The 24,430-nt window shown below is 70.3% G+C and carries 22 protein-coding genes; 5 read left to right on the top strand and 17 right to left on the bottom strand.

From position 1 onward, the window contains the following. Positions 1-21: 21 nt before the first annotated feature. Positions 22-672 (top strand): peptide-methionine (S)-S-oxide reductase MsrA, encoded by a 651-nt coding sequence (gene msrA, locus ACFQ0E_RS00730; RefSeq protein ID WP_386823990.1) that lies wholly within the window; start codon positions 22-24, stop codon positions 670-672. Between the two features lie 109 nt (positions 673-781). On the opposite strand, the gene ACFQ0E_RS00725 is transcribed toward msrA, so the two are convergent. Genes ACFQ0E_RS00725 through ACFQ0E_RS00715 form a run of 3 tightly spaced genes read right to left on the bottom strand, consistent with a single transcriptional unit; the run spans position 782 to position 3,920 of the window. Then, entirely contained in the window at positions 782-1,243 is a 462-nt protein-coding gene (locus ACFQ0E_RS00725) for a response regulator (protein WP_386821792.1), read from the bottom strand. Then, positions 1,240-3,171 (bottom strand): ATP-binding protein, encoded by a 1,932-nt coding sequence (locus ACFQ0E_RS00720; protein WP_386821791.1) that lies wholly within the window; start codon positions 3,169-3,171, stop codon positions 1,240-1,242. The genes ACFQ0E_RS00725 and ACFQ0E_RS00720 overlap by 4 nt, the downstream gene beginning before the upstream one ends. After that, entirely contained in the window at positions 3,168-3,920 is a 753-nt protein-coding gene (locus tag ACFQ0E_RS00715; RefSeq protein ID WP_386821790.1) for a helix-turn-helix transcriptional regulator, read from the bottom strand. The genes ACFQ0E_RS00720 and ACFQ0E_RS00715 overlap by 4 nt, the downstream gene beginning before the upstream one ends. A 136-nt stretch (positions 3,921-4,056) precedes the next feature. Here ACFQ0E_RS00715 and ACFQ0E_RS00710 point away from each other — a divergent pair, with 136 nt between their 5' ends. Beyond that, entirely contained in the window at positions 4,057-4,548 is a 492-nt protein-coding gene (locus ACFQ0E_RS00710; protein ID WP_386823988.1) for an SgcJ/EcaC family oxidoreductase, read from the top strand. A gap of 83 nt (positions 4,549-4,631) precedes the next feature. Here the strand turns inward: ACFQ0E_RS00710 and ACFQ0E_RS00705 are convergent, their stop codons facing one another. From ACFQ0E_RS00705 to ahpC, 6 genes are all read right to left on the bottom strand, one after another. After that, positions 4,632-5,267 (bottom strand): hypothetical protein, encoded by a 636-nt coding sequence (locus ACFQ0E_RS00705; RefSeq protein ID WP_386821789.1) that lies wholly within the window; start codon positions 5,265-5,267, stop codon positions 4,632-4,634. Positions 5,268-5,289: 22 nt separating this feature from the next. Further along, positions 5,290-5,871: a DUF3501 family protein gene (locus ACFQ0E_RS00700; protein WP_386821788.1), complete on the bottom strand. Its 582-nt coding sequence runs from the start codon at positions 5,869-5,871 to the stop codon at positions 5,290-5,292. A 12-nt stretch (positions 5,872-5,883) separates the two neighbouring features. Then, positions 5,884-6,300, bottom strand: a complete 417-nt coding sequence (locus ACFQ0E_RS00695) for a rubrerythrin family protein (RefSeq protein WP_386821787.1) — start codon at positions 6,298-6,300, stop codon at positions 5,884-5,886. Between the two features lie 99 nt (positions 6,301-6,399). Then, the gene (locus ACFQ0E_RS00690; protein ID WP_386821786.1) at positions 6,400-7,353 is read right to left on the bottom strand and encodes a LysR substrate-binding domain-containing protein; all 954 of its coding nucleotides are present in this window, start codon (positions 7,351-7,353) and stop codon (positions 6,400-6,402) included. A gap of 295 nt (positions 7,354-7,648) precedes the next feature. Next, a complete protein-coding gene (ahpF, locus tag ACFQ0E_RS00685; protein WP_386821785.1) occupies positions 7,649-9,244 on the bottom strand; it encodes an alkyl hydroperoxide reductase subunit F in 1,596 nt (531 codons plus the stop codon). Between the two features lie 336 nt (positions 9,245-9,580). Then, entirely contained in the window at positions 9,581-10,144 is a 564-nt protein-coding gene (gene ahpC, locus ACFQ0E_RS00680) for an alkyl hydroperoxide reductase subunit C (protein ID WP_386821784.1), read from the bottom strand. Positions 10,145-10,367: 223 nt separating this feature from the next. Here ahpC and prmC point away from each other — a divergent pair, with 223 nt between their 5' ends. From prmC to ACFQ0E_RS00665, 3 genes are all read left to right on the top strand, one after another. After that, positions 10,368-11,204 (top strand): peptide chain release factor N(5)-glutamine methyltransferase, encoded by an 837-nt coding sequence (prmC, locus tag ACFQ0E_RS00675; protein WP_386821783.1) that lies wholly within the window; start codon positions 10,368-10,370, stop codon positions 11,202-11,204. A 54-nt stretch (positions 11,205-11,258) separates the two neighbouring features. After that, complete coding sequence (gene pip / locus ACFQ0E_RS00670; protein WP_386821782.1) at positions 11,259-12,203, top strand: prolyl aminopeptidase; 945 nt, start codon at positions 11,259-11,261, stop codon at positions 12,201-12,203. A 227-nt stretch (positions 12,204-12,430) separates the two neighbouring features. Beyond that, positions 12,431-12,841: a hypothetical protein gene (locus ACFQ0E_RS00665; RefSeq protein ID WP_386821781.1), complete on the top strand. Its 411-nt coding sequence runs from the start codon at positions 12,431-12,433 to the stop codon at positions 12,839-12,841. A 66-nt stretch (positions 12,842-12,907) separates the two neighbouring features. Here the strand turns inward: ACFQ0E_RS00665 and ACFQ0E_RS00660 are convergent, their stop codons facing one another. The 8 genes from ACFQ0E_RS00660 to ACFQ0E_RS00625 all read right to left on the bottom strand — a co-directional run bounded on the left by ACFQ0E_RS00660 (position 12,908) and on the right by ACFQ0E_RS00625 (position 24,274). Further along, positions 12,908-13,951, bottom strand: a complete 1,044-nt coding sequence (locus ACFQ0E_RS00660) for a pectate lyase family protein (protein WP_386823986.1) — start codon at positions 13,949-13,951, stop codon at positions 12,908-12,910. A 483-nt stretch (positions 13,952-14,434) separates the two neighbouring features. Beyond that, entirely contained in the window at positions 14,435-15,643 is a 1,209-nt protein-coding gene (locus ACFQ0E_RS00655) for a hypothetical protein (protein ID WP_386821780.1), read from the bottom strand. Further along, a complete protein-coding gene (locus ACFQ0E_RS00650; protein ID WP_386821779.1) occupies positions 15,640-17,898 on the bottom strand; it encodes a WD40/YVTN/BNR-like repeat-containing protein in 2,259 nt (752 codons plus the stop codon). The genes ACFQ0E_RS00655 and ACFQ0E_RS00650 overlap by 4 nt, the downstream gene beginning before the upstream one ends. A 30-nt stretch (positions 17,899-17,928) precedes the next feature. Beyond that, on the bottom strand, positions 17,929-18,657 hold the full coding sequence (locus ACFQ0E_RS00645; protein ID WP_386821778.1) for a pectate lyase: 729 nt from the start codon (positions 18,655-18,657) through the stop codon (positions 17,929-17,931). A 471-nt stretch (positions 18,658-19,128) separates the two neighbouring features. Then, positions 19,129-20,487, bottom strand: coding sequence for a threonine synthase (gene thrC / locus ACFQ0E_RS00640; protein WP_386823984.1), 1,359 nt, complete (start codon positions 20,485-20,487; stop codon positions 19,129-19,131). A gap of 23 nt (positions 20,488-20,510) precedes the next feature. Continuing rightward, entirely contained in the window at positions 20,511-21,485 is a 975-nt protein-coding gene (locus ACFQ0E_RS00635) for a homoserine kinase (RefSeq protein WP_386821777.1), read from the bottom strand. Further along, entirely contained in the window at positions 21,482-24,037 is a 2,556-nt protein-coding gene (gene thrA, locus ACFQ0E_RS00630) for a bifunctional aspartate kinase/homoserine dehydrogenase I (RefSeq protein ID WP_386821776.1), read from the bottom strand. The genes ACFQ0E_RS00635 and thrA overlap by 4 nt, the downstream gene beginning before the upstream one ends. Before the next feature lie 90 nt (positions 24,038-24,127). Beyond that, a complete protein-coding gene (locus tag ACFQ0E_RS00625; protein ID WP_386821775.1) occupies positions 24,128-24,274 on the bottom strand; it encodes a hypothetical protein in 147 nt (48 codons plus the stop codon). Between the last annotated feature and the right edge of the window lie 156 nt (positions 24,275-24,430).

Genomic DNA, 24,430 nt, shown 5'->3' with positions numbered 1-24,430 from the left:
AGAATCCGCATGTTCGAGTCGCTGCTGGGAATCGGTGCGTGGAAACAGCGCATGCCGTCGCCGGACCGCGCCCTGCCGGGCCGCAGCGAGGCGATGCCCCTGCGCAACGTCCACCATGTCCACGGTCGTCCGCTGCGCGACGCCTTCGAGGGCCTGTCGCAGGCGCAGTTCGGCATGGGCTGTTTCTGGGGCGCCGAGCGCAAGTTCTGGTCGCTGCCGGGCGTGTTCACCACGGCGGTCGGCTATGCGGGCGGCTACACGCCGAATCCGACCTATCGCGAGGTCTGCAGCGGCGAGACCGGCCACACCGAAGTGGTGCTGGTGGTCTACGACCCCGCGCAGGTCGCCTTCGACGCGCTGCTGAAGACCTTCTGGGAAAACCACGACCCCACCCAGGGCATGCGCCAGGGCAACGACACCGGGACGCAGTACCGCTCCGCGATCTACAGCAGCACCGAGGCGCAGCATGCGGCGGCGCTGGCCAGCCGGGATGCGTTCCAGGCCGGTCTGACCGCAGCCGGTTACGGTGCCATCACGACGGAAATCGTGCAGCCGGCACCGACGTTCTACTACGCCGAGGACGAGCACCAGCAGTACCTGTCGAAGCATCCGGGGGGCTACTGCGGTCTTGGCGGCACGGGCGTGAGTTGTCCGGTGGGGCTGGCCGGCTGATTGCAGCGGTGATCCAGGCCCCCTTTGGAAAAGGGGGCGAGCGCTTCGATGCATCGGAAGCATGTTTTCTCGGGGCAGGGTGGGCAACGCGAAGCGATTCCGGCTGCGCTCAGCCACCCGTCCAGCGCGGCGGTGCCGCGTGTTCCGGGAGCAGGGCGCGGAGTTCCTTGAACAGCAGCCGTGTTTCGAGCGCGTTCCACACGCGCAGGGCGACTTCGAACGGGTCGAAGGGCTTGGTCAGGTAATCCTTCGCGCCGAGACCCAGCGCGCGATGCCGGGCGGAGCGGCTGGGGTCGGCGGTGAGCACGATCACCGGCAGGAAGTCGCGCGGATCCAGCGTGCGGCCCAGCGCCTCCAGCACGGCGTAGCCGTCCATCTCCGGCATCTTCAGGTCGAGCAGGACCAGGTCCGGCGAGAACGCGCGCACCAGGTCGGCGACCCGGGTCGGATCGGTGGTGGCGACCACCTGGTGGAAGCCTTCGCGCGCGAGCAGGTCTTCGAGCAGGCGCAGGTTGGCGTCTTCGTCGTCGACGAGCAGGATCCGGGAGGCGAACACGTCGTCGCGATTCATGCCAGCAGCCGTGCGAGGGTGGCGTGGAAGCGCGCCACGTCGATGGGTTTGGTGATGACCTCGTCGGCGCCCGCCGCGCGCGCGGCGGCGAGGGTGGCGTCGGTGGCGTCAGCGGTGACCGCGACCACCGGGATGCGGGCCCAGCGCCCTGAGGCGCGCATGTGCGCGATCAGCTGTTCGCCGCGTCCGTCGGGCAGGTGCAGGTCCAGCAGCACCAGGTCGGGCGCCTCCGCCGCCAGCGCCTCGCGTGCGGCTGCCAGCGTGTCGGCGTGGCGCAGGTGCCAGCCCGCTCGGCGCGACAGCAGGGTCTCGATCAGGGCCTGGTTGGACGGGTTGTCCTCCACGCTGAGCACGTGACGCGGCGTCTGCGCTGCGCGATCGCGCGCCGGCGCGGCCTCGTGCGCTGCGGCCGGTGCGCGCGAGGACAGCGGCAGCGCCAGCCACACGCAGGCGCCGCCGCCCGGGGCGTCGTCGAACCCGACTTCGCCGCCCATCGCTTCGACCAGGTGCTTGCTCACCGCCAGGCCCAGGCCGGTGCCTTCCACGGCGGAGCGTTCCGCACCGAGGCGTTCGAAGGGGACGAACAGCCGCGCGCGACGCTCCGGCGGCACGCCGGGGCCTTCGTCGCGGACTTCGATCCGCACGCGTCCGGCCGCCACCGACGACACCACCTCGACCCGTCCCTGCTCGCGGTTGAACTTGATCGCGTTCGACAGCAGGTTCACCAGCACCTGGCGCAGCCGCTGCGGGTCGGCTTCGACCGTGGCCGCGTCGGCATGCACGGCGATCGACACGCCGCGCGCGTCGGCGTTGGGCTGCACCAGCGCCACCGCTTCGCCGAGCACCGTCGGCAGATCCACGGCTTCCGGCGCCAGGTCCAGCCGGCCGGCTTCGATCCTGGCGATGTCGAGCAGTTCGCTGATCAGGCCGAGCAGATGGCGCCCTGCGGACACGATGCGCTGCGCGTAGCGGTGTCCGTCGCGGCCGGCCAGGTCCTCTTCCAGCACCTGGGCATAGCCGAGGATCGCGTTCAGCGGCGTGCGCAGTTCGTGGCTGCTGCGCGAGAGGAATTCGGTCTTCGCCTGGTTGGCCGCTTCGGCGTCCTCGCGGGCACGACGGGTTTCCGCCGCGCGTTCCGCCAGCAGCCGGCTGGCGTCGGCCAGGCGCATCGCGACCTGGGCGAGTTCGTCGTTGCCGTGCGCGTCGGGGGCGAGCGCTTCGCCTTCGCCCAGACGCGAGGCGTCCATCGCCAGCCGCCGTGCGCGCCGCGCGAGGCCCGAGGTGAACCACATCACGGCCGCCACTGCGCCCAGGCCGGCCAGCACGGTCGCGATCTGGGTGATGACCAGGTTGCGTTGGCGCAACAGCTGCGCCGTGCGCGTGCGCCGTTCGAGCTGGCTGGTCTCGTACTCGCGCATCGCACGCAATTCGGCGCGCAGGATGTCGAGCTTGGCCTTGCCCTGGATCAGCTGGCGGCGTTCCGCGTCCGGCTGCAGGTCCGGCGCCAGCAGTTCGCGCCAGCCCTGCATCTTCTCCTCGAACAGCGGGCGCACCCGCGCCATCCGTGCGGCCTGCACCGGATCGGTGATCTCGCGCTGCAGGCGGTCGAGCAGCTCCTGCAGACGCGGTTCGGCGAGGCGGTAGGGATCGAGGAAGGCGTCGCGGCGCACCAGCCGGTAGCCGCGCAGAGCGGCGGCGGTTTCGGCCAGCAGGCTGTGCGCCTCATGCAGGTCGCTCAGCACCTGCAGGGTGCGGCGCACATCCTGCTCGGCGCGCGCGGTCTGTTGTTCGAGACGACCGATCGCCACCACCGCCACGACCAGCAGCAGCATCGGCAGAGCCACCGCCGCCAAGCTCTTGCGCAGCATCGAACCGGCCAGCCAGCGGCGCGCGGCGGCCAGCGGACCCATGCCGGTGCCCGCGCTCATGTCGCCACCCCCTGGCGCATCGCGAACACGGCCGCCTGGGTGCGGTCGGCCAGCGCCAGCTTGTGGAGGATGCGTTCGACGTGGACCTTGGCCGTGCCCGGTGCGATGCCCAGCTCCTCGGCCAGTGCGGCATTGGTCAGTCCGCGCGGCAGCAGGGCCAGCACCTGGCGTTCGCGCCGGGTCAGGCTGGCGAGGCGCGGGTCGGCGCTGCGCCGGGTCCGGCGTGGCGTGGGAGCGGTCGCGACGACATGCGCCGCCAGCATCGCCGCCAGAGCGCCGAGCGCGCGGCGGTCGTCTTCCGGGCAGGGCGCTTCCGGCGCGATCGCGATCGACAGCACGCCGTGGGTTTCGCCGCAGATCGCGATGGGCGCTTCGATCATCCGCATCGGCGTGCGCGGGCCCATCCACCAGTCGAGGGCCCGCGTCGCGCGCGCGGCGATGACGTCGGCCGGGGCGCCGGGCCAGCCGCCGGGCAGGCTGGCGCCGGGCGGCAGTGCGCGGCCTTCGGCGGCGAGCACCTGCCAGCGGTCGCCGCGCAGGCCGAGCACCACGCCGTCGCGCGCCGCGTGCAGCGACAGCGCGGCCGCGAGCAGGCGCTCGCGGGCCTGGGCGGGATCGGTGATCGACGGCAGCGCTTCGGCAGCAGCGAGCAGGCAGCGGAGGCGGGTGGTGTCGCCGGCGTCGCGGCGCAGGGAGGCGCGCCATTCGCCGGCGATGGGGCGGGGGGGGGCGTGTCTGCTGTTCGGCATAGCCCAATGTACGCCGGTCGGCAGACGGTTGCCAAGCGCGGCGCCGGGACACTGGCCCCGTGTTCCGGACACCCGTTCCGGCCCGCAGTCCCACAAAGTCCCTTGACCCTCCCACAGAAGGAAGATCCGCATGCGCATGCTCGCCACCACCCTGTGTCTCAGCCTGTCCCTCGCCGCCGGTACGGCCGTGGCCAAGGACCACAAGGGCAAGACCCACAACGATGCCCAGACCCGCGAGATCGCGGCGCTGTTCGACCGCTGGAACGCCGCCCTGGCGACCGGCAAGCCGAAGCAGGTCGCCGCGCTGTACGCGCAGAACGGCGTGCTGCAGCCGACCGTCTCCAACGAAGTGCGTGTCGGCCCGGCCGCGATCGAGCGCTATTTCGTCGACTTCCTCAAGGCCAAGCCGCAGGGCGTCATCGACGATCGCGAGATCCGCATGCTCGACGCCGACACCGCGCTGGACGCGGGCGTCTACACCTTCACCCTCACCAAGGACGGTAAGCCGGTCAAGGTGCAGGCGCGCTACACCTACCTGTACGAGAAGATCGACGGCGAGTGGAAGATCATGAACCACCACAGCTCGGCGATGCCCGAGCCGACCTCCGCCAGCATCGCCCGTCGCTGATCGACGCGGTTGCATGCCGTTCCCCGGCGCCCTCCGCGCGCTGCGCGGGGGGCGTCTTCGTTCGGGGGACGGCTGGACACGCTCTAGAAGCGCGTCACCGCGCAGACGTAGACCACTTCGCAGGCGCCCGCGCCGCTGTCTTCGCGGGTGAGCGAGCTGCGCCACTGCCAGCCATCGCTGGCGCGCACCTGCACCAGCCAGCCGTCGATGCGCACGCGGTCGTCCGCGTCGATGTCGTCGAGCGCGGCACGCACGGTGTCGTCGGCGGGAATCAGATGCATGTTCGCGCTGCTGCGAATGAGTTCGTCCGGCGGCAGCGGCGGTTCGCCCTGCCAGCGGTAGCGGTAGAAGCGTCCGGACTGCGAGATGTCCAGCTGCGAGAGCACCTGGTCGTCGCGCATGCGGCCCCAGGCCAGGGCCAGGTCGAGCGGCGCGTAGCGCGCTTCGCGATCGTGGCGGTAATCCTCGCGCGCCAGCACGCGTGCGGCGACGCTGAAACCGGCCAGCGGCTCGGCGCTGGCGTCGGCGAGCGCGAAGCCGGGCATGTCGCCGGGGGCATCGCTCTGCAACGTGCCATCGTCGCCCACGCGCTGTATCGGCAACGGGCAGCCGGTCGCGCGCAGCGTGGCGCCGGCCGGCGCGCTGGCTACGGGATCGGGCGCGCCCAACCACCAGGCGCCGGCCGCGACGACGATGAAGATCAGCAGCCAGCGGAGCATCGCAGCGGGCATCGGAACGGACTCAGTCGAAATCGCGCAGCAGCGCCGCGCGCAGCGCAGGCGTGGTGTCGACGCGCAGCGGCATGCGCGCATCGTCGATGCCGAAGGCGAGTCCGGCCCCGGCGCGCAGCGCGGCGATCGCGTCCGCAGTGAAGGCGCAGCGCAGGAAATGCACGGCGGCGGTGCGCGCATCGGTGCTGCGCGGCAGGTCCTCGTCGGCATGCGTGGTCGCGCGACCGAGGCCGTCGACTTCGGCGAAGACGCCATGCTCGATGCCGCCCAGCGCGGCCAGCGCATCGCGTCGCTGCGCCGCGTCCGGATACTCGATCAGCAGGGTCGCGCGCAGGTCGCCGCCGCCGGGCACGAGCAGGTTGTAGGCGTCCAGCTCGGCCTGGATCCCGGCGGGTTCGAAGATGCGCTCGATCCGCAGCATCTCCTGCACCTGGTACTGCACCGTCAGGCGGTCCTCGAATAGCAGCGTGGCGTGCGCCCCCAGCGACAGCCGGCGTGCCCGCTTGTGCGCCAGCACGCGCGCGCGGAACGCCGGGCGTTCGACGGCATAGGTTTCCAGCGGCATCAGGTCGGCGCGGGTGAGCGGCTGCATGGCGCGACGCGTTCAGTCGAGCGCGTTCAGCGCTTTCTGGAAGCGGTTGGCGTGCGAGCGTTCGGCTTTCGCCAGGGTCTCGAACCAGTCTGCGATCTCGTCGAAGCCTTCATCGCGCGCCACTTTCGCCATGCCCGGGTACAGGTCGGCGTATTCGTGGGTTTCGCCTGCGATCGCGCTGCGCAGGTTGCTGGCGGTGTCGCCGAAGGGCAGGCCGGTGGCCGGGTCGCCGCAGACTTCCAGATATTCGAGGTGGCCGTGCGCATGCCCGGTTTCGCCCTCCGCCGTGGAGCGGAACACCATGGCCACGTCGGCGAGGCCTTCGATGTCGGCCTTCTGCGCGAAGTACAGGTAGCGACGGTTGGCCTGGGCCTCGCTGGAGAACGCGAGTTTCAGATTGGCTTCGGTCTGCGAGCCTTTGAGACGCATGCCTTCGGGATGCATGGGGAACGGTGTCCTGCGATCGACGGAGCCGGGCGACGATGCCCGGCGTCGAGGATAGCGCGGAGACTGCGCGCTGCGTCCTGCTCAGCGCTGCGCGCGCACGAACGGCGTCGGTGCCGTGGCCTGCAGGTGATCGGTGTCGAGCAGGTCCGGCGGCAGCGCGCGGAAGACCTCGGCCAGGCGCGACAGGAATTCGGCCATCGCCGAACTGCGCCGCCAGACCATCGCGATGCGCCGGCTGGGGGGCGGGTCGCGGAACGGCAGCAGGCGGATGTGCTGGGCCGGCGCCACCGGCGGCTTGACCGCCAGGGCCGGGAGCAGGGTGATGCCGACGTTCGCCGCGACCATCTGCCGCAGGGTTTCCAGCGAGGTCGCGCGGAAGCCGGATTTCTCCCCGGCGCCGGCCATGTGGCACACGTCCAGCGCCTGGTCGCGCAGGCAGTGGCCGTCTTCGAGCAGCAACAGGCTTTCCTGGCTGAGGTCCTGCATCGTCAGCGGACCGGGCGCGCGGGCCAGCGCGTGCGCCTCGGGGACCGCGAGCACGAAAGGCTCCTCGAACAGGGATTCCACGTGCAGCTGTTCGTCGTGCAGTGGCAGCGCCAGCACGCCGGCGTCGAGCCGGCCCTCGCGCAGCTGGCGCAGGATGACCTCGGTCTTTTCCTCGACCAGCAGCAGCTCCAGCGCCGGGAACCGGCTGCGCACCTGCGGCACGACGTGCGGCAGCAGATAGGGGCCCAGGGTCGGGAAGATGCCCAGGCGCACCGTGCCGGCCTCGGGATTCCGGCTGCGGCGCGCGGCTTCCTTCATTTCCTCCACGTCGGCGACGATGCGGCGCGCGCGTTCGGCGGCGTCGCGCCCGGCGGGGGTTAGCATGATGCGTCGCGGCGCGCGTTCGACCAGCGAGATGCCCAGCTCGTCCTCGAGCTTCTTGATCTGGGTCGACAGCGTGGGCTGGCTGATGAAGCAGGCCGCCGCCGCACGACCGAAGTGCTTGTGATCGGCCAGGGCCACCAGGTACTTCAGGTCGCGCAGGTTCATCGGCGCAGTCTCCTCGACGTGCGGGCCGCCGCGTGGCGGTCCGATGGCGCGGCCTTGCGGGCCGCATCGATACGATGAACGCGCTTGCCATCGTATCGGGGACCGGTCCCGTCAGGGACCGGCGCGGTGTTCAGGATGTCATGCATGCAGTGCGCGCCGGCCAGCCGCATGTCCTGCGCGGGCGGGTGCGATCCGCCTCCGACTTTCGACGACGCATGCGCATGCCGGGTACTGTCCCTTCTGACAGGTTGGCACCGCAGGCGACGAACGCGCCACGACAGGTCAACCCGGTCGTTCAGCTTGCCTGCGCCACGGCGCTTTCCGCGGGCGCGCTGTGCCGGATGAGGTGGTCGAACGCCGACAGCGCCGCCTTCGAGCCTTCGCTCATCGCAATGACGATCTGCTTGTAGGGCACCGTGGTCGCGTCGCCCGCCGCGAACACGCCCGGCAGCGAGGTCTGGCCGCGGTCGTCAATGATGATCTCGCCACGCGGCGTCAACTCGACCGTGCCCTTCAGCCACTCGGTGTTGGGCAGCAGGCCGATCTGCACGAACACGCCTTCCAGCGGCACGACGTGGGCCTCGTGGGTGGTGCGGTCGACGTAGGCCAGCGCGTTGACCCGGCGGCCGTCGCCCAGCACTTCGGTGGTCTGGGCCGAGACGATCACGCGCACGTTCGGCAGGCTGCGCAGCTTGCGCTGCAGCACCTCGTCGGCGCGCAGCTTGCTGTCGAACTCGATCAGGGTGACGTGCTCGACGATGCCAGCCAGGTCGATCGCAGCCTCCACGCCGGAGTTCCCGCCGCCGACCACCGCCACGCGCTTGCCCTTGAACAGCGGGCCGTCGCAGTGCGGGCAGTAGGCCACGCCCTTGTTGCGGTACTGCTCCTCGCCGGGCACGTTCATCTGCCGCCAGCGCGCGCCGGTCGACAGCAACACGGTCTTCGACTTCAGCGAGGCGCCGCTGGCCAGCTGCACTTCGACCAGGCCATCGTCGCCGGCCGGCAGCAGGCGTTCGGCGCGCTGCAGGTTCATGATGTCGACCTCGTAGTCGCGCACGTGGCGCTCCATCGCGGCGGCCAGCTTCGGGCCGTCGGTCTCGGGCACGGAAATGAAGTTCTCGATCGCCATGGTGTCCAGCACCTGGCCGCCGAAGCGCTCGGCGACGATGCCGGTGCGGATGCCCTTGCGCGCGGCGTAGATGCCTGCCGCCGCGCCGGCCGGGCCGCCGCCGACGATCAGCACGTCGTACGGCGCCTTCTCCGACAGTTCCGCCGCTGCGCGCGCGCCACCGCTGGCGTCGAGCTTGGCGAGGATCTCGTCGATGCCCATGCGCCCGTAGGCGAAGATTTCGCCGTTGAGGAACACGGCCGGCACCGACATCACTTCGCGCGCGGCGACCTCGTCCTGGAAGCGGGCGCCGTCGATCGCGACGTGGCGGATGCGCGGGTTCAGCACCGCCATCAGGTTCAGCGCCTGCACCACGTCGGGGCAGTTGTGGCAGTCGAGCGAGAAGAAGGTCTCGAACGCGTAGTCGCCTTCGAGGGCACGGATGCGGTCGATCGTCGCCGCATCGAGCTTCGGCGGATGGCCGCCGACCTGCAGCAGCGCCAGCACTAGCGAGGTGAATTCATGGCCCAGCGGCGTGCCGGCGAAGCGCAGCGAGATGTCGTGGCCCGCGGCCGGGCTGGCGATGGCGAACGACGGCACGCGGTCGCCTGGTTCGCGCGCTTCGCGCAGCGACACCTTGTCCGAGAGCTGGGTCAGTTCGACCAGCAGTTCGCGCAGCTCGCGCGAACCTTCGCCGTCGTCGAGCGCGGCGACCAGTTCGACCGGACGGGTGAGCTTCTGCAGGTAGGCCTGCAACTGGTCTTTCAGATCGGAATCGAGCATGGCCGGGGCCTCGCGGAAATACGGATGGGGGGAGAGACGGCGTTCGCAGCAGCGGCCTGCGGGGCCTGGGCGGGCGCATTCGCGAGAGGGAAGGACTCGCGATACCGGAAGAGAACGGTGCGGCAGGGCGCCCGAGGGCACAGGCCGCTGCTGCGAACGACGCGGTGCGTCGGCGGGAGGGCGGTCCCGGCGAAGCGGACTTCGCCGGGAGGCCTTGGAGGTTGCGCTACGGAGGTACTGCGGGGGTGGAACACGCGTGGAACGTAAGCGGTGGAACGGCCTTGCGACGCACCGGACGGACTGCACGATCCGTCCGGGCGTTGATGCGGTACTGCGTCAGATCTTGCCGACCAGGTCCAGCGACGGCTTCAGGGTCTTGGCGCCTTCGTTCCACTTGGCCGGGCAGACCTGGCCCGGGTTGGCGGCGACGAACTGGGCGGCCTTGAGCTTGCGCAGGGTCTCGGTCACGTCGCGGGCGATGGCGTTGTCGTGGATTTCGAGGGTCTTGATCACGCCTTCCGGGTTGATCACGAAGGTGCCGCGCAGCGACAGGCCTTCTTCCTCGATGTGCACGCCGAAGGCGCGGCTGAGCTGGTGGGTCGGGTCGCCGACCAGCGGGAACTGGGCCTTGCCCACCGCCGGGGAGGTCTCGTGCCACACCTTGTGCGAGAAGTGCGTGTCGGTGGTGACGATGTAGACCTCGGCACCCAGCTTCTGGAACTCGGCGTAGTTGTTGGCCGCGTCCTCGACTTCGGTCGGGCAGTTGAAGGTGAAGGCGGCCGGCATGAAGATCAGGACCGACCACTTGCCCTTCAGGGACTCGTCGGAGACCTGGACGAATTCGCCGTTGTGGAAGGCAGTGGCCTTGAAGGGGACGACCTGGGTGTTGATCAGGGACATCGTGTTCCTCGATGGTGGTGGGTAATGGGTGGGAAGAAAGGGTGCATCAATCGCAATGGTGGCTAGTTTAGGCAGCATCTATTGATACATCCAATGAATTGGCGCAATTGAATCAATAGTCGTTGCCTATCGTTTGGGTCTGCAGTCCGTCGCGGCCTTTCCGATATGCTTCCGCGCCCGGCCCGGATCAAGGGCAGGCCCGCCCCTGATGTCCGGAATCGAGATGCCCGTCGCCACCGTGCAATCGCTGCTGCAGGCCCCCGACGCCCGGGATCCCGCACTCGACGCCGCAGATGCCGAACTCCTGCTCGCCCACGTTCTGGGCCGCTCGCGGTCCTGGCTGTATGCCCATCGCGACGATCAGGTCGAGGCCGTCGATGCCGAGCGCTTCCGTGCCCTGCTGGCGCGACGCGCGGCGGGCGAGCCTGTGGCCTACCTGACCGGGCGGCGCGGTTTCTGGTCGTTCGACCTGCGGGTCACGCCCGACACCCTGATTCCCAGGCCCGAGACCGAATTGCTGGTCGAGCTGGCCCTGGCCCGCATCCCGCCGGAGGCGACGGCGCCCCGGCTGGCCGACCTCGGCACCGGCAGCGGGGCGATCGCGCTGGCGCTGGCGCACGAGCGCCGCCGTGCCCGGGTGATCGCGGTGGACCTCAGTCCGGGTGCTCTGGAGGTGGCCAGGGGCAACGCGTCCGAGCTGGGGCTGGTCAACGTCGAATTCCGCCAGGGCGACTGGCTGGCGCCGCTGGCCGGCGAGCGCTTCGACCTGATCGCCAGCAACCCGCCTTACATCGCCGAGGGCGATCCGCATCTCGACGATCTCCGCCACGAACCCGCGCCGGCCCTGTCCTCGGGCCGCGATGGCCTGGATGCGATCCGCACCATCGTCCGCGAGGCGCCCGCGCACCTGCTGCCGGGCGGCTGGCTGCTGCTCGAACACGGCTGGGACCAGGGCGAGGCGGTGCGCGACATCCTCGACGCTGCGGGCTTCAGCGAGGTCAGGACCGATCGCGATCTCGAAGACCGGGATCGGGTGAGCTCGGGCCGCTGGCCCGGCTGACCCCTCCGCTACACTGCGCGCTCGTTTCGCATCCCCCGACTTCCGAGATCGCCCATGCGCACGCTCTATCCCGAGATCGAACCCTTCGACACCGGCACCCTGCAGGTCGACGACCGCCACGTCCTCTACTACGAGCAGTGCGGCAACCCCCACGGCAAGCCGGTCGTCCTCCTGCACGGCGGCCCGGGCGGCGGTTGCAGCGCGAAGATGCGCCGCTTCCACGATGCCTCGAAATACCGCATCGTCCTGTTCGACCAGCGCGGCGCCGGCCGTTCGACGCCGCATGCGGACCTCGTCGGCAACACCACCTGGGACCTGGTCGCCGACATCGAAAAACTGCGCACGCATCTGGGCATCGAGCGTTGGCAGGTCTTCGGTGGTTCGTGGGGCTCCACGCTCGCGCTGGCGTATGCGGAAACTCACCCGGAGCGGGTCACCGAACTGGTCCTGCGCGGCATCTTCATGCTGCGTCGCTGGGAGCTGGAATGGTTCTATCAGGAAGGCGCGTCGCGCCTGTTCCCGGATGCGTGGGAGCACTACGTCAACGCGATTCCGCCGGTCGAGCGCCACGACCTGATCTCCGCGTTCCACCGCCGCCTGACCAGCGAAGACGAGGCGACCCGCCTCGCCGCCGCGCGCGCGTGGAGCGTGTGGGAAGGCGCCACCAGCTTCCTGCATGTCGACCAGGACTTCGTCGCCGGTCATGAAGACGCGCACTTCGCGCTGGCCTTCGCGCGCATCGAGAACCACTACTTCGTCAACGGCGGCTTCTTCGAGGTCGAGGACCAACTGCTGCGCGACGCCCGCAAAATCGCGCACATCCCCGGCGTCACCGTGCACGGCCGCTACGACGTGGTCTGCCCGATCCAGAACGCCTGGGACCTGCACAAGGTCTGGCCCGCCGGCGAACTGGTCATCACCCCCGCGTCCGGCCACTCCGCGTTCGAAGCCGAGAACATCGACGCGCTGGTCCGCGCGACGGACAAGTTCGCGGGCTGATCTGCGGGGCTGGCCGACGTGACGGCCGTGCAGGATCCACGATGCCTGTGCAGCCTGCACGAAAAGCGCGGCACGCCATGCGTGTCGCGCTGCGAAACTGAATGCCGGTGTGTTCGCGACATGCGATGCACTTGAGTCGCGGCGGATGGCGTCGACAATCGATACGCACACCCACTGTCGCCGCCATCACGCGGCGCAGGTCGTCTCATCCATCGCAGGAGATCGCCATGAGCACCATCGATCGTCTTTCCGAGCGAGGCACGAGCCTCGTGACCCATGCGCGACAGGCCCTCGGGTCGGGCGCGTCGAGTCTGCCGAAACTGCTGGAGGCCGGTGCGATGCTCGGCGTCGCGAAGACAGGACTTCGCGCGGCGACGACGTTGGCTCGTCGCAACCCCGCGCTCGCCATCACTCTGGGTGTGGTCGGTGCCGGTGTGCTGGCCTATCGCTTCCATCGCAGGCGTGCGGATGCGAAGGCGGCGTCGACGCCGATGAAGCTGACTGTGCATCGCACGGCCGATCGTGATGGCGATGCTGGCGATGCGCACGCGGATGGCAAGGCGGCGAAGAAGACTCCGCGCAAGGCGTCGGGAAGCCGAGGCGCCACGCGCGCGAAGTCGGCTTCTCGCGACGAGTGAGCGCCTCATGCATAACGCAGCAGACACCCCGCGCGAGCGGGGTGTCTGCTTTTCTGCGTCACGGCATCAACCGCACTGCGGCGCGGTGGTCGCCAGGTTGGTGTTCGCACCGGCGGTGCTGAACACGATGCACTTCACCTGTGCGGCCGGGGCGATCTGCAGGCTGTAGGGCAGGGCTTCCGGAAAGGCGCGCGTGGTCTGCCAGTTGGTCGCGTTCACGCCGCCGCTGCCGGGCGAGGTCCAGGTGATGCCGCTGCCGACGAAGTTGTTGCGCAGGTCCCAGTAGCCGATCTGCGAGCTGTCGCGCGAGGTCACCGGATTGGCGACGTTCTCGAAGTAGTTCGCCTGGATCAGCGACACGCCGCCCATGCGCACGTTGATGCCCGAGGTCGAGACGTTGCCGAAGTAGTTGTTGGCCATGTGGGTCAGGCCGAAGCGCTGCAGCGGCAGGCGCGACTGCACGTTCTCGAAGCGGTTGCGGTAGTAGGTCGTGCGCGCGGCGCTGTGTTCGGTCGAGCTGTCGCTGTGGCCGTTGAGCGAGACCTTCTGGTAGGTGTGGATGTGGTTGTACGACAGCGTGACGTTGAACGCGCCGCGCTTGATGTCGATACCGCCGTCGAAGCTGGCGTCGCCCGCGCCCGGGCACTTGGTCAGCGAGGCGAAGATCGTGTTGTGGTCGATCCAGATCTTCGACGGGATGCGTCCGCTGCCACGGCCTTCGACGGTGATCGAGTCCGCGCCTTCGCCGCCTGGCAGCAGGCCGATGGTCATGTTGCGGACGATGATGTTCTTCGAGTTGCCGACGATGAAGATGCCGAAGTTCGCCGATGACCCGGCCGCGCCCAGGATGGTGATGTCGCTCTTGTCCTTGATCTCGACCACGTTCGGCGCCTTCTGCCACTGCGCGCAGACATCGGTGATGCTGCTGTAGCTGAAGCGACCGGTGTAGTTCAGCACCAGTCCGCCGGTGCCGCTGTAGGCGTTGATCGCGGCGCGCATCTGATCGGGGGTGCTGACGTTGACGGGCGTGCGGCCGCCGCCGCCGGTGGTGCCTGCCGCGTAACCCATGGCCTGGGCGCTGGCGTTGCCCGCGAAGGCGAGGCCGAGCATGACCAGGCTGGCCAGAAGACCGGGGCGTCGCTGGATGAGGGCGTTGCGAAGGGTGTGCATGAGCGTCTCCCTGCTGGAAGTGATGGGGGAATCCCTGTTCCGCTGCCGCGCTCCGCGAATGCCTGCGCGCGTCGTCGTGGCAGGCGGCATTCACCGCTGAATGACCACCGGTGTCAATTTGCGCCGCAGCAGGCATCCGGGCATGAAGCGTCGCGATCGTTTTCGGCATGGCGCGTGGTCCCGCGTGTGCGTGCCGGCGCCTGTCCGCGAAATCCAGCGACGAAACAGTCGATTGCATGCATTGCTGTCCTGCAGCGCACGGCTCGTGCGAATGCGTCGCGCAACCGTGAATCGTGATGGACGCCCGTGATCATGGCGATTCGTTATGTCTGCAGGGACATCGGAAAAATGTGCTGGCGTCGCCGCGATCCGCGCGGCGCATGCGCATCTGCGGGCGAACCCGAGGGCGCAGCGCGGCAGCCGTCACCCTGCCGGATGCTGGGCGAGGCGTCGGCGCAGCGCCGGCAGTTCACCGACGGAGGCCATCTCCTGCAGGTGCTGCAGCCAGGTGTCGACGCTGCGGCAGGACAGCGGTTGCGAGGCTTCGGGGCGCCAGCGCACGCGATCGCTGGCCAGGGCCTGCAACTCGTCCTGCACGGCCTGCAGGCGTGCCTGGGGCCAGCCGGCCGCCTCGCCGATCTTCAGCCCCAGGGCCAGCGCCTGCGTGGCGTCGCTGTGCGCCACCAGCATCCCGGCCAGCCTCCGGCATTCGGCCTGGCGGCCGGGGGCTTGCTCGACGCAGCGCGTCATCAGGAAGCGTTCGCCGGGCGAGGGCAGGGCGGCGGCGCGAACGTCGACCTCGGCGGCCAGCGCAAGCCGCAGGTAGCCGGGCACGTCGGCAGGCAGGGCCTGCTGGGTCACCAAGGCCAGCGCCTGCGGAACATCCTGCCAGCGGCGCGCGCGCAGCAGGCCCTGCCAGGCCTCGTCGGCGGCCGCAGGATCTTCCTCGGCCAGCGCAGCCCAATGGCGGGCGTTGTCGGGCTCGATGCGCAGCCTCGTTCGGATCAGTTCGCGACGGCAGGCGCTGCCGAGATCGCCCTTGTCGGTGCCGATCAACCGCCCGCAGGCGTCCTCGGCCCAACCCAGCGCGACCGGATCGGGTTCCGCCATCGCCGACTGCAGCGTGGCCTGCGCCCAGGCGTGCCAGACGAGCGGGTCCTCTGTGTCGGGACGATCCAGCAATTGCGCCGCGACGCGGGCGCGCGCACGGCCATCCTGGCGCAGCGCTGCCAGCAGTCGTGCGCGGGTCTGCGCCAGCGGGTCGCTGCCTGTCGATGTCGAGAGGGCTGCCAATCCGCCCGCACCGTCGGCCGTCAGCGGTGCATCGCGCAGCCCGCAGACCTCGACAGGCTGCGGCCCGTGCGCGTCGACGACGGCGGCCGCTGGTGCGTGTCGCGCGTCCGGCGTGCGAGATGGGCGGGCGCCGCGCACGCCCGGATCGGCGTCGCGATCGATCGCAGCGCTTGATCGCACTTCGGCCGGATCGGCCCAGATCCATGCGCCGAGCGCCGCGACTGCGGCAGCCAGCGCCAGCGCATGTCCTCGCGAGGCTCGCGAGGCCCGCCAATCCTGCGCGCGGTGTTCGTCGCCATCGCGGCGCTGCGGGTGCGATCCGTGCACCGGGGACGTCATGGCGTGTCCGCAGGCATCAGCCGCACGAGCCGCGCGCCGTACAGCAGCAGCGCGCCGTCGGCCGGATCCACCCAGACGCCCTTGAGGTGCTCCCGGGTGTGGGTGAACACCGCGCGCCAGCTGCGGCCATCGTCGTCGCTGCGCAGCAGGGTGCCGTCGCGACCGGGCATCCACCAGGCGCGGCGCTGCGGGTCCCAGGTGGGGCGGCGCAGCGCGGCGGTGGTCGGCACGTCCACGGCGTGCCAGTGCAGGCCGCCGTCCGTGGAGCGGATCAGCGCGCCGACCGAGCCGCCGAGCCACACCGCCTCGCCAGCGGCATCGTGCTGCAACCAGGACCAGGCGGCATCGGGAAGCGGCTGCGCCACCGCGACCCAGTCGGGCGCAGCCGGCGGCGTCTCGTCGTCGGGCGGGGCGATGGTGCCGTCGTTCGGCAGTTCTGTGCGCAGCACCACGCCGCCGTCGCCGGCCAGAAGCAGCGCGCGGCGATCGGGCGTCGGCCCACCGGTGCGCAGCACGTCCGACCCGAGTGTCTGCAGCGCCCACTGCGTGCCGTCGCGGCTGCCGCGCTGCACCGTCCCCTTGGCCTGCTCGCCCAGCCCGCCGCCCACCAGCCACGGACGACCATCGGGACCGGTGAAACTGCCGTACACCGGGTCGGGCGAGGGCAGCGGCACGTCGTGCCATTCGCCCAGTCCGCCGTGCACGCGGGTCAGCTGGCCGCCGCTGCCGTGCAGCAGCACGACCGGCGTGCCGGGCAGGGGCAGCAGGCCGAGATGTTCCCGGCCATGGCCGGTGCTGTGGGTGCGCCAATGTTCGCCATCGGGTGCGACCATCACGGCGCCCTGGCCGCCGCCGACCACCACGCTGCCGATCGCGCGATCGGCGTGCAGGGCGAACAGATAGGCGGGTTCGTGCAGCTGCGTGAAGGTGTGGCTGCGCCAATGGCGACCGCCGTCCTCGGAGCGCGCCAGGGTGCGATGGCTGAGTGCTGCGAGCAGTGCCGAATCGCCTTTCGGCGAGACGACGTCATGCACGTACAGGCGCGGCGCGTCGTGCGCCACCGTCCACGTGGCGCCATCGGCGCTGCCGTGCAGGACCAGACCGCCCGGCCCCACTGCGACGAAGCCGCGCAGCGCGTCGCTCCACGCGACGGCTTCCAGGTCCGGCCGGCTGTCCAGCGCCGGCAGCTGAACTGCCCGCCACGCGCGGTCGGGTGGCCGGCCATGCAGCAGCAGGCCCCCTTCGCCGGCCAGCACCCAGTGGCGACCATCGGGGCTGCTGGCCGCGCCGCGCAGGAAGCGTTCCGGCAACGCGCCGCAGTCGCGCCACGATGCGCCGGACGCCTCGCGCCACGCGCAGGCGCCCGCACTGCCGGTAGCCACCCAGCCGCCCGGCGCAGGCAGTGGCGAAAATCGGGTGAAACTACCGCGTGCGCTGCGGTAGACGCTGGCTGCAGTCGAAGACTTCGATGCATCGGCCGACAACGCGAGCAGTCGGCCGTCCGCCATGGCCAGCAGCACGCCGCCGTCATCGGCGGCCAGCGCATCGATGGCAGGCATGGTGGCGTTGTCGGCGGCGGGCAATCGGCGCTCGCGCCAGGCGCTGTCCGGGCCTGCGTCCTGCCAGAGTCGTCCGTCGGCGCCGCCCACCCAGGCCGAACCGTCGGTGGTCAGGACCACGGTCGTGAACGCGCCCTGCGGGCGATCGGGCATGCCGGCCTCGGCCGCGATCCCGTGCCATTGCGCGCCGCCGTCGATGCTGTGCAGCAGTGTGTCCTGCGGCCCGACTGCCAGGCAGCGCCGGAGGTCGCAGGCCACGGCGGCCAGATCCCGTTCGGGCGCCAGCCGGCTGGCGCCGGATGTCGTGTGTACAAGAGCGTGGTTCCAGCGCCGACCGCCGTCGGCACTGTGCAGGAGCAGCCCACCATCGCCGACCGCGACGAGCGAGGCACCGGCGGTACGGTCCGATGCTTCGGCGACCGCGCGGATGCGCCGGTCGTGGAATGTCTGCGCTGGTTGCCAGGCACCCTTTTCCGCGACATCGGGCGAAGCCGCGTCGTATCGCCAGAGGCTGGCGTCGCTGCCCCAGACCAGCAAGGTTCCGTCGGCGCTCGCCGTGATCCCGGCGAGGTCGGGATTGAGCACCGTGACCGTCGCCGGCAGCTCGGGATCGTGTTCGAAAGAGAGGGCTGCATCGGCCGTGCCGGCCATCCAGGCCAGCACGGCCGCGCAGCCGATGAAGCGCATCGGACACATGGTCGGTCTTCCGCTTCGCGTGATGCGGGCTCAGAAGCGGGTGATGTCCGCCCGCGTCACGTTGCAGTTGGCGGTGCCCCACTGCGGACCGATCTTGGTGGAACTGCCCTGGCCCTTGATGACGCCGCGATACGCGATGCAGGCTGCGTTGGAATCGCTGGTGCTCGTGGAATTCCAGTTCTTCCAGCGGATGCTGCGGATCGTCGCCACATCGCCGTAGTTCGTGTTGATGCCGGCCATGCCCGAGCTGAGCGTGCCGTTCACGGTCACGTTGCTGATGTTGACCGTGCGCTTGCCCTGCGAGCTGCAGTCGCCGCAGGCGCGATAGAGCTTGCCGTTGGAGCCGTTGACCGCGAAGTTGGTGATGGTGACGGTGCTGCCGATGCCGTTGTGCTGGAAGATCTTGTCGTTGCCGGCGTTCGCGCTGCCGCCGGTGATCACCATCGTCTTGCCCGAGCCACCCTTCATCGTGGCGGCGTCCTCGCAGACATCGGCCCAGGTGACGTTCTCGAGGCGGCAGTTGCCTTCGCAGTGGATGCCGTCGGCAGCCGCGCCGGCCTGCAGCCTCACGTTGCGCACGATGCCGCCGTCCTTGACCAGGATCACCGGCTGCTGCGATTCGCTGCCGCCGTTGCACGAGGTGCCGACGGTGGCGCCGCCGAAGTCGCGGGTGCCGGTGACGGTGATCGTGGCGCTGGCGGCGAAGGGCACGCCGATCAGCAGTGCGGTCGCGAGGATCTTCTTCAGTTCCAGTTGCATGTCTATCTCCTTGCAGGTGCGGATGGAAGGAAAGGATGGGAACGAGCGCTGTTCCGCTGCCGCGTCTGTCTGCGCCGGATCTCTGCATGGCATCGTCGCGGCCGGGCCATTCACGGAAAAAATGACTACCGGTGTCAATTTGCGCTGCAGCAAATGCGCATGCGCCGGATCCGCCGCCGAGCGAGTGCGCGCGCGATGTCCGGCGTCCGGAGTTCGCGCGGCTGTCCGTCGAAATCATCGAGAAAACATGGGTATGCGCCTGATGCTGTCCTGCAGCGAGCGGATCGTGCACAGGCTGCGGTCGACCAGGAATCGTGATCGATGTCCGTGGTCATGGCGATGCGAAATGTCCGCATGGACATCGAGAAATCAGGGCGCGTGTCGTGTTCGCCGCGCGAAATCCGGCACCCGGATGCGCGACGCCCGCACCCTTGCGGGCGCGGGCGTCGATGCTTGGGCACGTCGAAACCCTCAGTCTTGGACAGCGGCTTCGCGTCGCGCCGTCACGCTCGCCGATGCACGGGCAGGAAGCAGTCGCGCCTTCAGCGCATCGTCGTCGGCCTTGAGCGCTTCGCCGTGCGCCGGGCGCGCCAGGCATGCGGCGAGCGCGGGCGGCGGCGGCACGGCGTGGCCGACCAGCGGTTCGACGATGGTCTCGAACTTCGCCGGGTGCGCGGTCGCGACCACGCTCCACGCGCGCTGGTCGCCCTTCGCGCGCAGGATCTCCAGCACGTGCAGCGCGCAGGCGGTGTGCGGGCAGGCGACGATGCCGTGGCGCTCGGGCGCAGTCGCGATCGTCCTGCGGATCACGTCGTCGTCGACGGCGAACGCGCGCAGGCTCGCGCGCAGCGACTTGTCGTCGCCGAGCCAGCAGGTCAGGCGTTCGAAATTGCTCGGTGCGCCCACGTCCATCGCATTGGCCAGCGTGGCGCGCGTGGCCTGCGGCGAGTACGGCGCGCCGGCGAAATAGCGCGGCAGCACGTCGTTCGCGTTGGTGGCCAGCACGATCTCGCCGATCGGCAGGCCCATGCGCCGCGCCAGCCATGCGGCGGCGGCGTTGCCGAGGTTGCCGGTGGGGACGATCAGGTTCAGCGCTTCGCCATGCGATTGCATGTGGTGCAGCGCGGTGTGCGCGTAGTACGCCACCTGCGGCAGCAGGCGACCGAGGCTGATGCTGTTCGCCGAGGTCAGCGCGCGCTTCTCGCGCAGGTCGCGATCGGCCAGCGCGGCCTTGGCCATGCGCTGGCAGTCGTCGAAGGTGCCGGCGACGCGGAAGGTGCGCACGTTGTCGCCCCAGCATTCCAGGCCATGCGCCTGGCGCGGCGACACGCGGCCGTCGGGATAGAGGATCACCACCTCGAAACCCGGGCGCTTGTGGAAGGCCCCGGCGACCGCCGCGCCGGTGTCGCCCGAGGTCGCCACCAGGATCGTGGTCGGCTCGGTGTCGCCGCGTGCCGTGCGCAGCGCGCCGAGCGCTTCGGCGAGGAAACGCGCGGCATAGTCCTTGAACGCGGCGGTGGGGCCGTGGAACAGCTCCAGCACGTGGTCGCGGCCATCATGCTGCGGACCCGTCAGCGGCAGCAGCGGCGCATCGAAATCGTAGGCGCGCGCGCACAGTGCGGGCAGCGCCTCGCGCAGTACCGAGCCAGCAAAGTAAGGCGCGAGCACCCAGGCCGCAGTTTCGGCGAGCGAAACCGGCGGTTTCCCCGGAAGGGTCAGCTGCAGGATGCGCTCGGGCACGTACAGGCCGCCATCGGGCGCGAGGCCCGCGATCAGCGCGTCGTCGATCGGCGTCGGTGCGGTGCCGTGACGCGTGCTGACGAACGACAGCGGCTGGGACAGGGATTGCGAACTCACGGCAGCACCTCTGCGCGCGGACCGGCGACGGGAGAAACGTAGGCGCGGGCGTCGTAGCCCGCCGAGACGAAGCCCTCGCGCATCGCTGGGGCGGCGGCCTCCGCCTGCGCCTTCGAGGCGAACCAGGCGAACACGCTGGGTCCCGCGCCGGAGATGCTGGCGCCGAGCGCATCGTGATCGAGCGCGGCCTGCTTCACCTGCGCGAAGCCCGGGATCAGCTGCGCGCGGCGCGGTTCGACCAGCACGTCGATCAGCCCGTCGCGGATTAGCTGCGCGTCGCCGCGCTGCAGGCCGGTAAGGAACAGCGCGAGATGCGAGGTCTGGTGCACCAGCTGCGACAGCGGATAGGGCTCGGCCAGCGCGGCGCGCGCGCGGCGGGTCTCCAGCACCTGGTCGGGATGCACGACGACGCAGTGCAGCCAGTCGGGCACGTCGAGCGCGATCATCCGGTGCGGCGGCGCCAGGACCACGCCGCCGAGCAGCATCGGCGCAACGTTGTCGCCGTGGACGCTGCCGCTGGCGACCGATTCGCCCTGCAGCGCGAAGGGATACAGCGCGTCACGGGACAGCGGCGCGTCGAGCAGGGCATTCGCGGCGACCAGCGCGGCCACGCAGGAGGCCGCCGAACCACCGAGGCCGGAGCCCAGCGGAATGCCCTTCTCCAGTTCGACCTCGAAACCGAAAGGCAGGGACAGCGCATCGCGCAGCGCGATCAGGGCACGACCGGCGGTGTTGCGCTCGGCTTCGAGCGGCAGGCTGTCGGCGCCGGGCACGTCGCCGCGGATCGCGCGGATGCGCACGACCGGCGCATCGATGCGGCGCACGCTGGCGATGTCGCGCGGGCCGTCGATGGCGTGGCCGAGCAGGTCGAAGCCGACGCCGATGTTGCCGACGCTGGCGGGAGCGAACGCGCGCACGGCGACGTCGGCGGCAGGAGGTTGCGGTGCATTCATGGCGATGGGCGAGTTCATGCGAGGGCTCCCGGGTGACGGGCGCCGAGGGTGCTGGCGATGGCGAGGATATCGCCGAACACGCCTGCGGCGGTGACATCGGCGCCGGCGCCCGGGCCCTGCACCACCAGCGGGTTGTGCGCGTAGCGGCGTGTCCGGAACTGGATGAGGTTGTCGGTGAGGCGACTGCTGAGGCTGGCGTGGCCGGCTTCGGGCGTGGCCAGGCCGACGCGGGCCGCGCCTTCGCTGTCGAGCCGGGCGAGGTAGCGCAGGCTGCCGCCCTGGGCGCGGGCGGCGTCGAGGCGCGCCTGCATCGGTGCGTCGAGCTCGTGCAGGCGATCGAGGAATTCCTCGCGCGAGACCTGCTGCAGGTGCGCCGGTACCAGGCTTTCGATCTCGACATCGGCCAGCGACAGCGTCGCGCCGGCCTCGCGCGCGAGGATCACCAACTTGCGCGCGACATCGGTCCCGCTGAGGTCGTCGCGCGGATCGGGCTCGGTGTATCCGAGTGATTTGGCCTCGGCGACCAGTTGAGAGAACGGCACGCTGCCGTCGTAGCGGTTGAACAGCCAGGCCAGCGTGCCCGAGAGCACGCCTTCGATGCCGGTGAGCGTGTCGCCGGTGTCGAGCAGCGAGCGCAGGGTCTGGATCACCGGCAGGCCGGCGCCGACCGTGGCTTCGTAGCGGAACAGGCCGCCGCGCTGCTCGGCTTCACGGATCGCGCGGTAGCGCGACCAGTCGCCGCTGCCCGCATGCTTGCTCGGCGTGACGACGTGGATGCCCATCGCCAGCCATTCCGGATAGCGCGCGGCGACCGTGTCGCTGCCGCTGCAATCGACGATCAGCGCATGCGGCAGGTGCTCGGAGCGCACGTGTGAGACGAAGCGGTCGAGGTCGAGCGCTTCGCCCGATGCCGCCAGCGTGCCGGCGGCCGAGGCCGGATCCAGTGCCGTGTTCGACAGCAGCATGCGCTGGCTGCTCGCGACCGCGCGCAGGCGCAGGTCGAGGCGGTGTTCGCGCTTGCTCGCGTTGGCGAAGCGCGGCAGGGCATCGGCGAACTGCGCGAGCAGGGCGCGGCCGACGTTGCCGGGGCCGATCACGCCGACGGACAACGTCGCCGGCGACAGCCAGAAGGCGCTGTGTGCCGCGCGCAGGCCGCGCACCGCGTGCTCGGCGGCGATCGCGACCGAGATGTTGCGCTCGCTCGCGCCCTGGGCGATCGCGCGGATGTTCACCCGAGCCCGCGCCAGGCCCTCGAACAGCCGTGCGGAGATGCCCGGCTGGCCGACCATGCCGTCGCCGACGGCGGCGAGCACGGCGATGCCGTGGGTGGTGTCGACGCCTTCCACCTGGCCATCGCCGATCGCTTCGGCGAACGCGGCTTCCACCGCTTCGCGGCCGCGTTCGGCATGCGCGGAGGGCACGACGCAGCAGATCGAGTGTTCGCTGGAGCCCTGCGAGATCATGGTGACGGAGACGCCGGCCTCGCGCAGCGCGGCGAACATGCGCTCGGCAGTGCCGGGCACGCCGATCAGGCCGGCGCCGCTGAGTTCGAGCAGGGCCATGTCGCCGACCAGGCTCAGGCCCTTCACCGGCGAATGCGCCGGGTCGCTCTCGCTCTTCTCGGCGATGCGCGTGCCGGGCGCGGCGGGATTGCGCGAATTGCGGATCAGGATCGGCAGGCCGGCCTGCATCGCCGGTGCCATCGTCTGCGGATGCAGCACCTTCGCGCCGAAATAGGCCAGTTCGCAGGCTTCGGCATACGACATCGAGGGCAGGCAGACCGCGTCGGGCACCAGGCGCGGATCGGCGCTGAGCACGCCGTCGACGTCGGTCCAGATCGTCAGGTCCTCGGCGTCGAACAGAACAGCGAAGATCGCGCCGGAATAGTCGCTGCCGTTGCGGCCGAGCGTGGCGCAGCGGCCTTCGGCATCGCGCGCGACGAAGCCGGTGACGACCACGTCGCGCTGCGGATGGGCGATGCGCCACCCCGCGAAGCGTTTTCGCGTTTCGTGCCAGTCGACCGCGACGCCGAGTTCGCCCGGATGCACGACGAGCACTTCGCGTGCATCGAGTCGTGCCCAACCTGCGGCCTCGCCGCCGAGCGCGGCCTGCATCAGCCGCGATGACCACACTTCGCCCATGCCCTGGATCTGCGCGAATTCGTGCGACTGCAGTGCCGCGCGCGAGGCGACCGCGTCGAGTACTGCGGAAAACGCCGAGAACTCCGCGTCGAGCCAGCCGATCAGGCCGTGCTTCGCGTCGGGATCGAGGCGCAAAGCCTCGCTGAAATGACGGTCGCGCAGCTTCGACCATGCGTCCTGCCATTCGCCGCCGTCGCCGGCGATGCGCGCGAGTGCCGTCAGCGCATCGGTGACGCCCTGCATCGCGGAGACCACGACCGCGCGCGGCGCGGGCGAATCCTGGATCAGTGCGGCGACGTGCCGGTAGCGCTCCGCGTCGGCGACGCTGCTGCCGCCGAACTTGTGCGCGCGACAGGCGGAAAGCGCAGGCTCGGCGGCATCGCGATCCATCGCATGCGCCGCGGCGGGATGTGGGTCGAACGAATCCATGTGAAGCTCCAGGTTGGAGCCCCGTGCCGAGAGAGTGCGGGTGTCTTCCCCCCGCGACCCTGTTCGGGTGCGGGGCGGAAGGGGAAGGTTTTACACCGTTTCGCCGTCGCAGCCCGCACCGCCGGTGGTACCGGTACCGGTGAAGGTCATGGTGGTGGTAATGACGGTGCCGCCCGCAACGACGGTCCCGCGCGTGGCGCGGAAGGCGATGTCGGCGAGGGCGGTCGTGTTCGGCATGGGACAAGGTTTAAACGAAGGAAAGGCGGGGCGTCAAATGGTTTTTGGTTGTCTCTGATCGACGGCGGGGTATGGAGACGGCATCGCGGAGGCGTCGCAGGCGATGAAACATGACGTGGGTCGCGATAAAGGGGCTGTACGGCGAGATGCGTGAGG

The organism is Lysobacter brunescens (genome assembly GCF_042677005.1).
In the GTDB taxonomy this organism is placed as follows: domain Bacteria; phylum Pseudomonadota; class Gammaproteobacteria; order Xanthomonadales; family Xanthomonadaceae; genus Lysobacter_I; species Lysobacter_I brunescens.
This window is presented reverse-complemented; position numbering and strand designations above follow the sequence as displayed.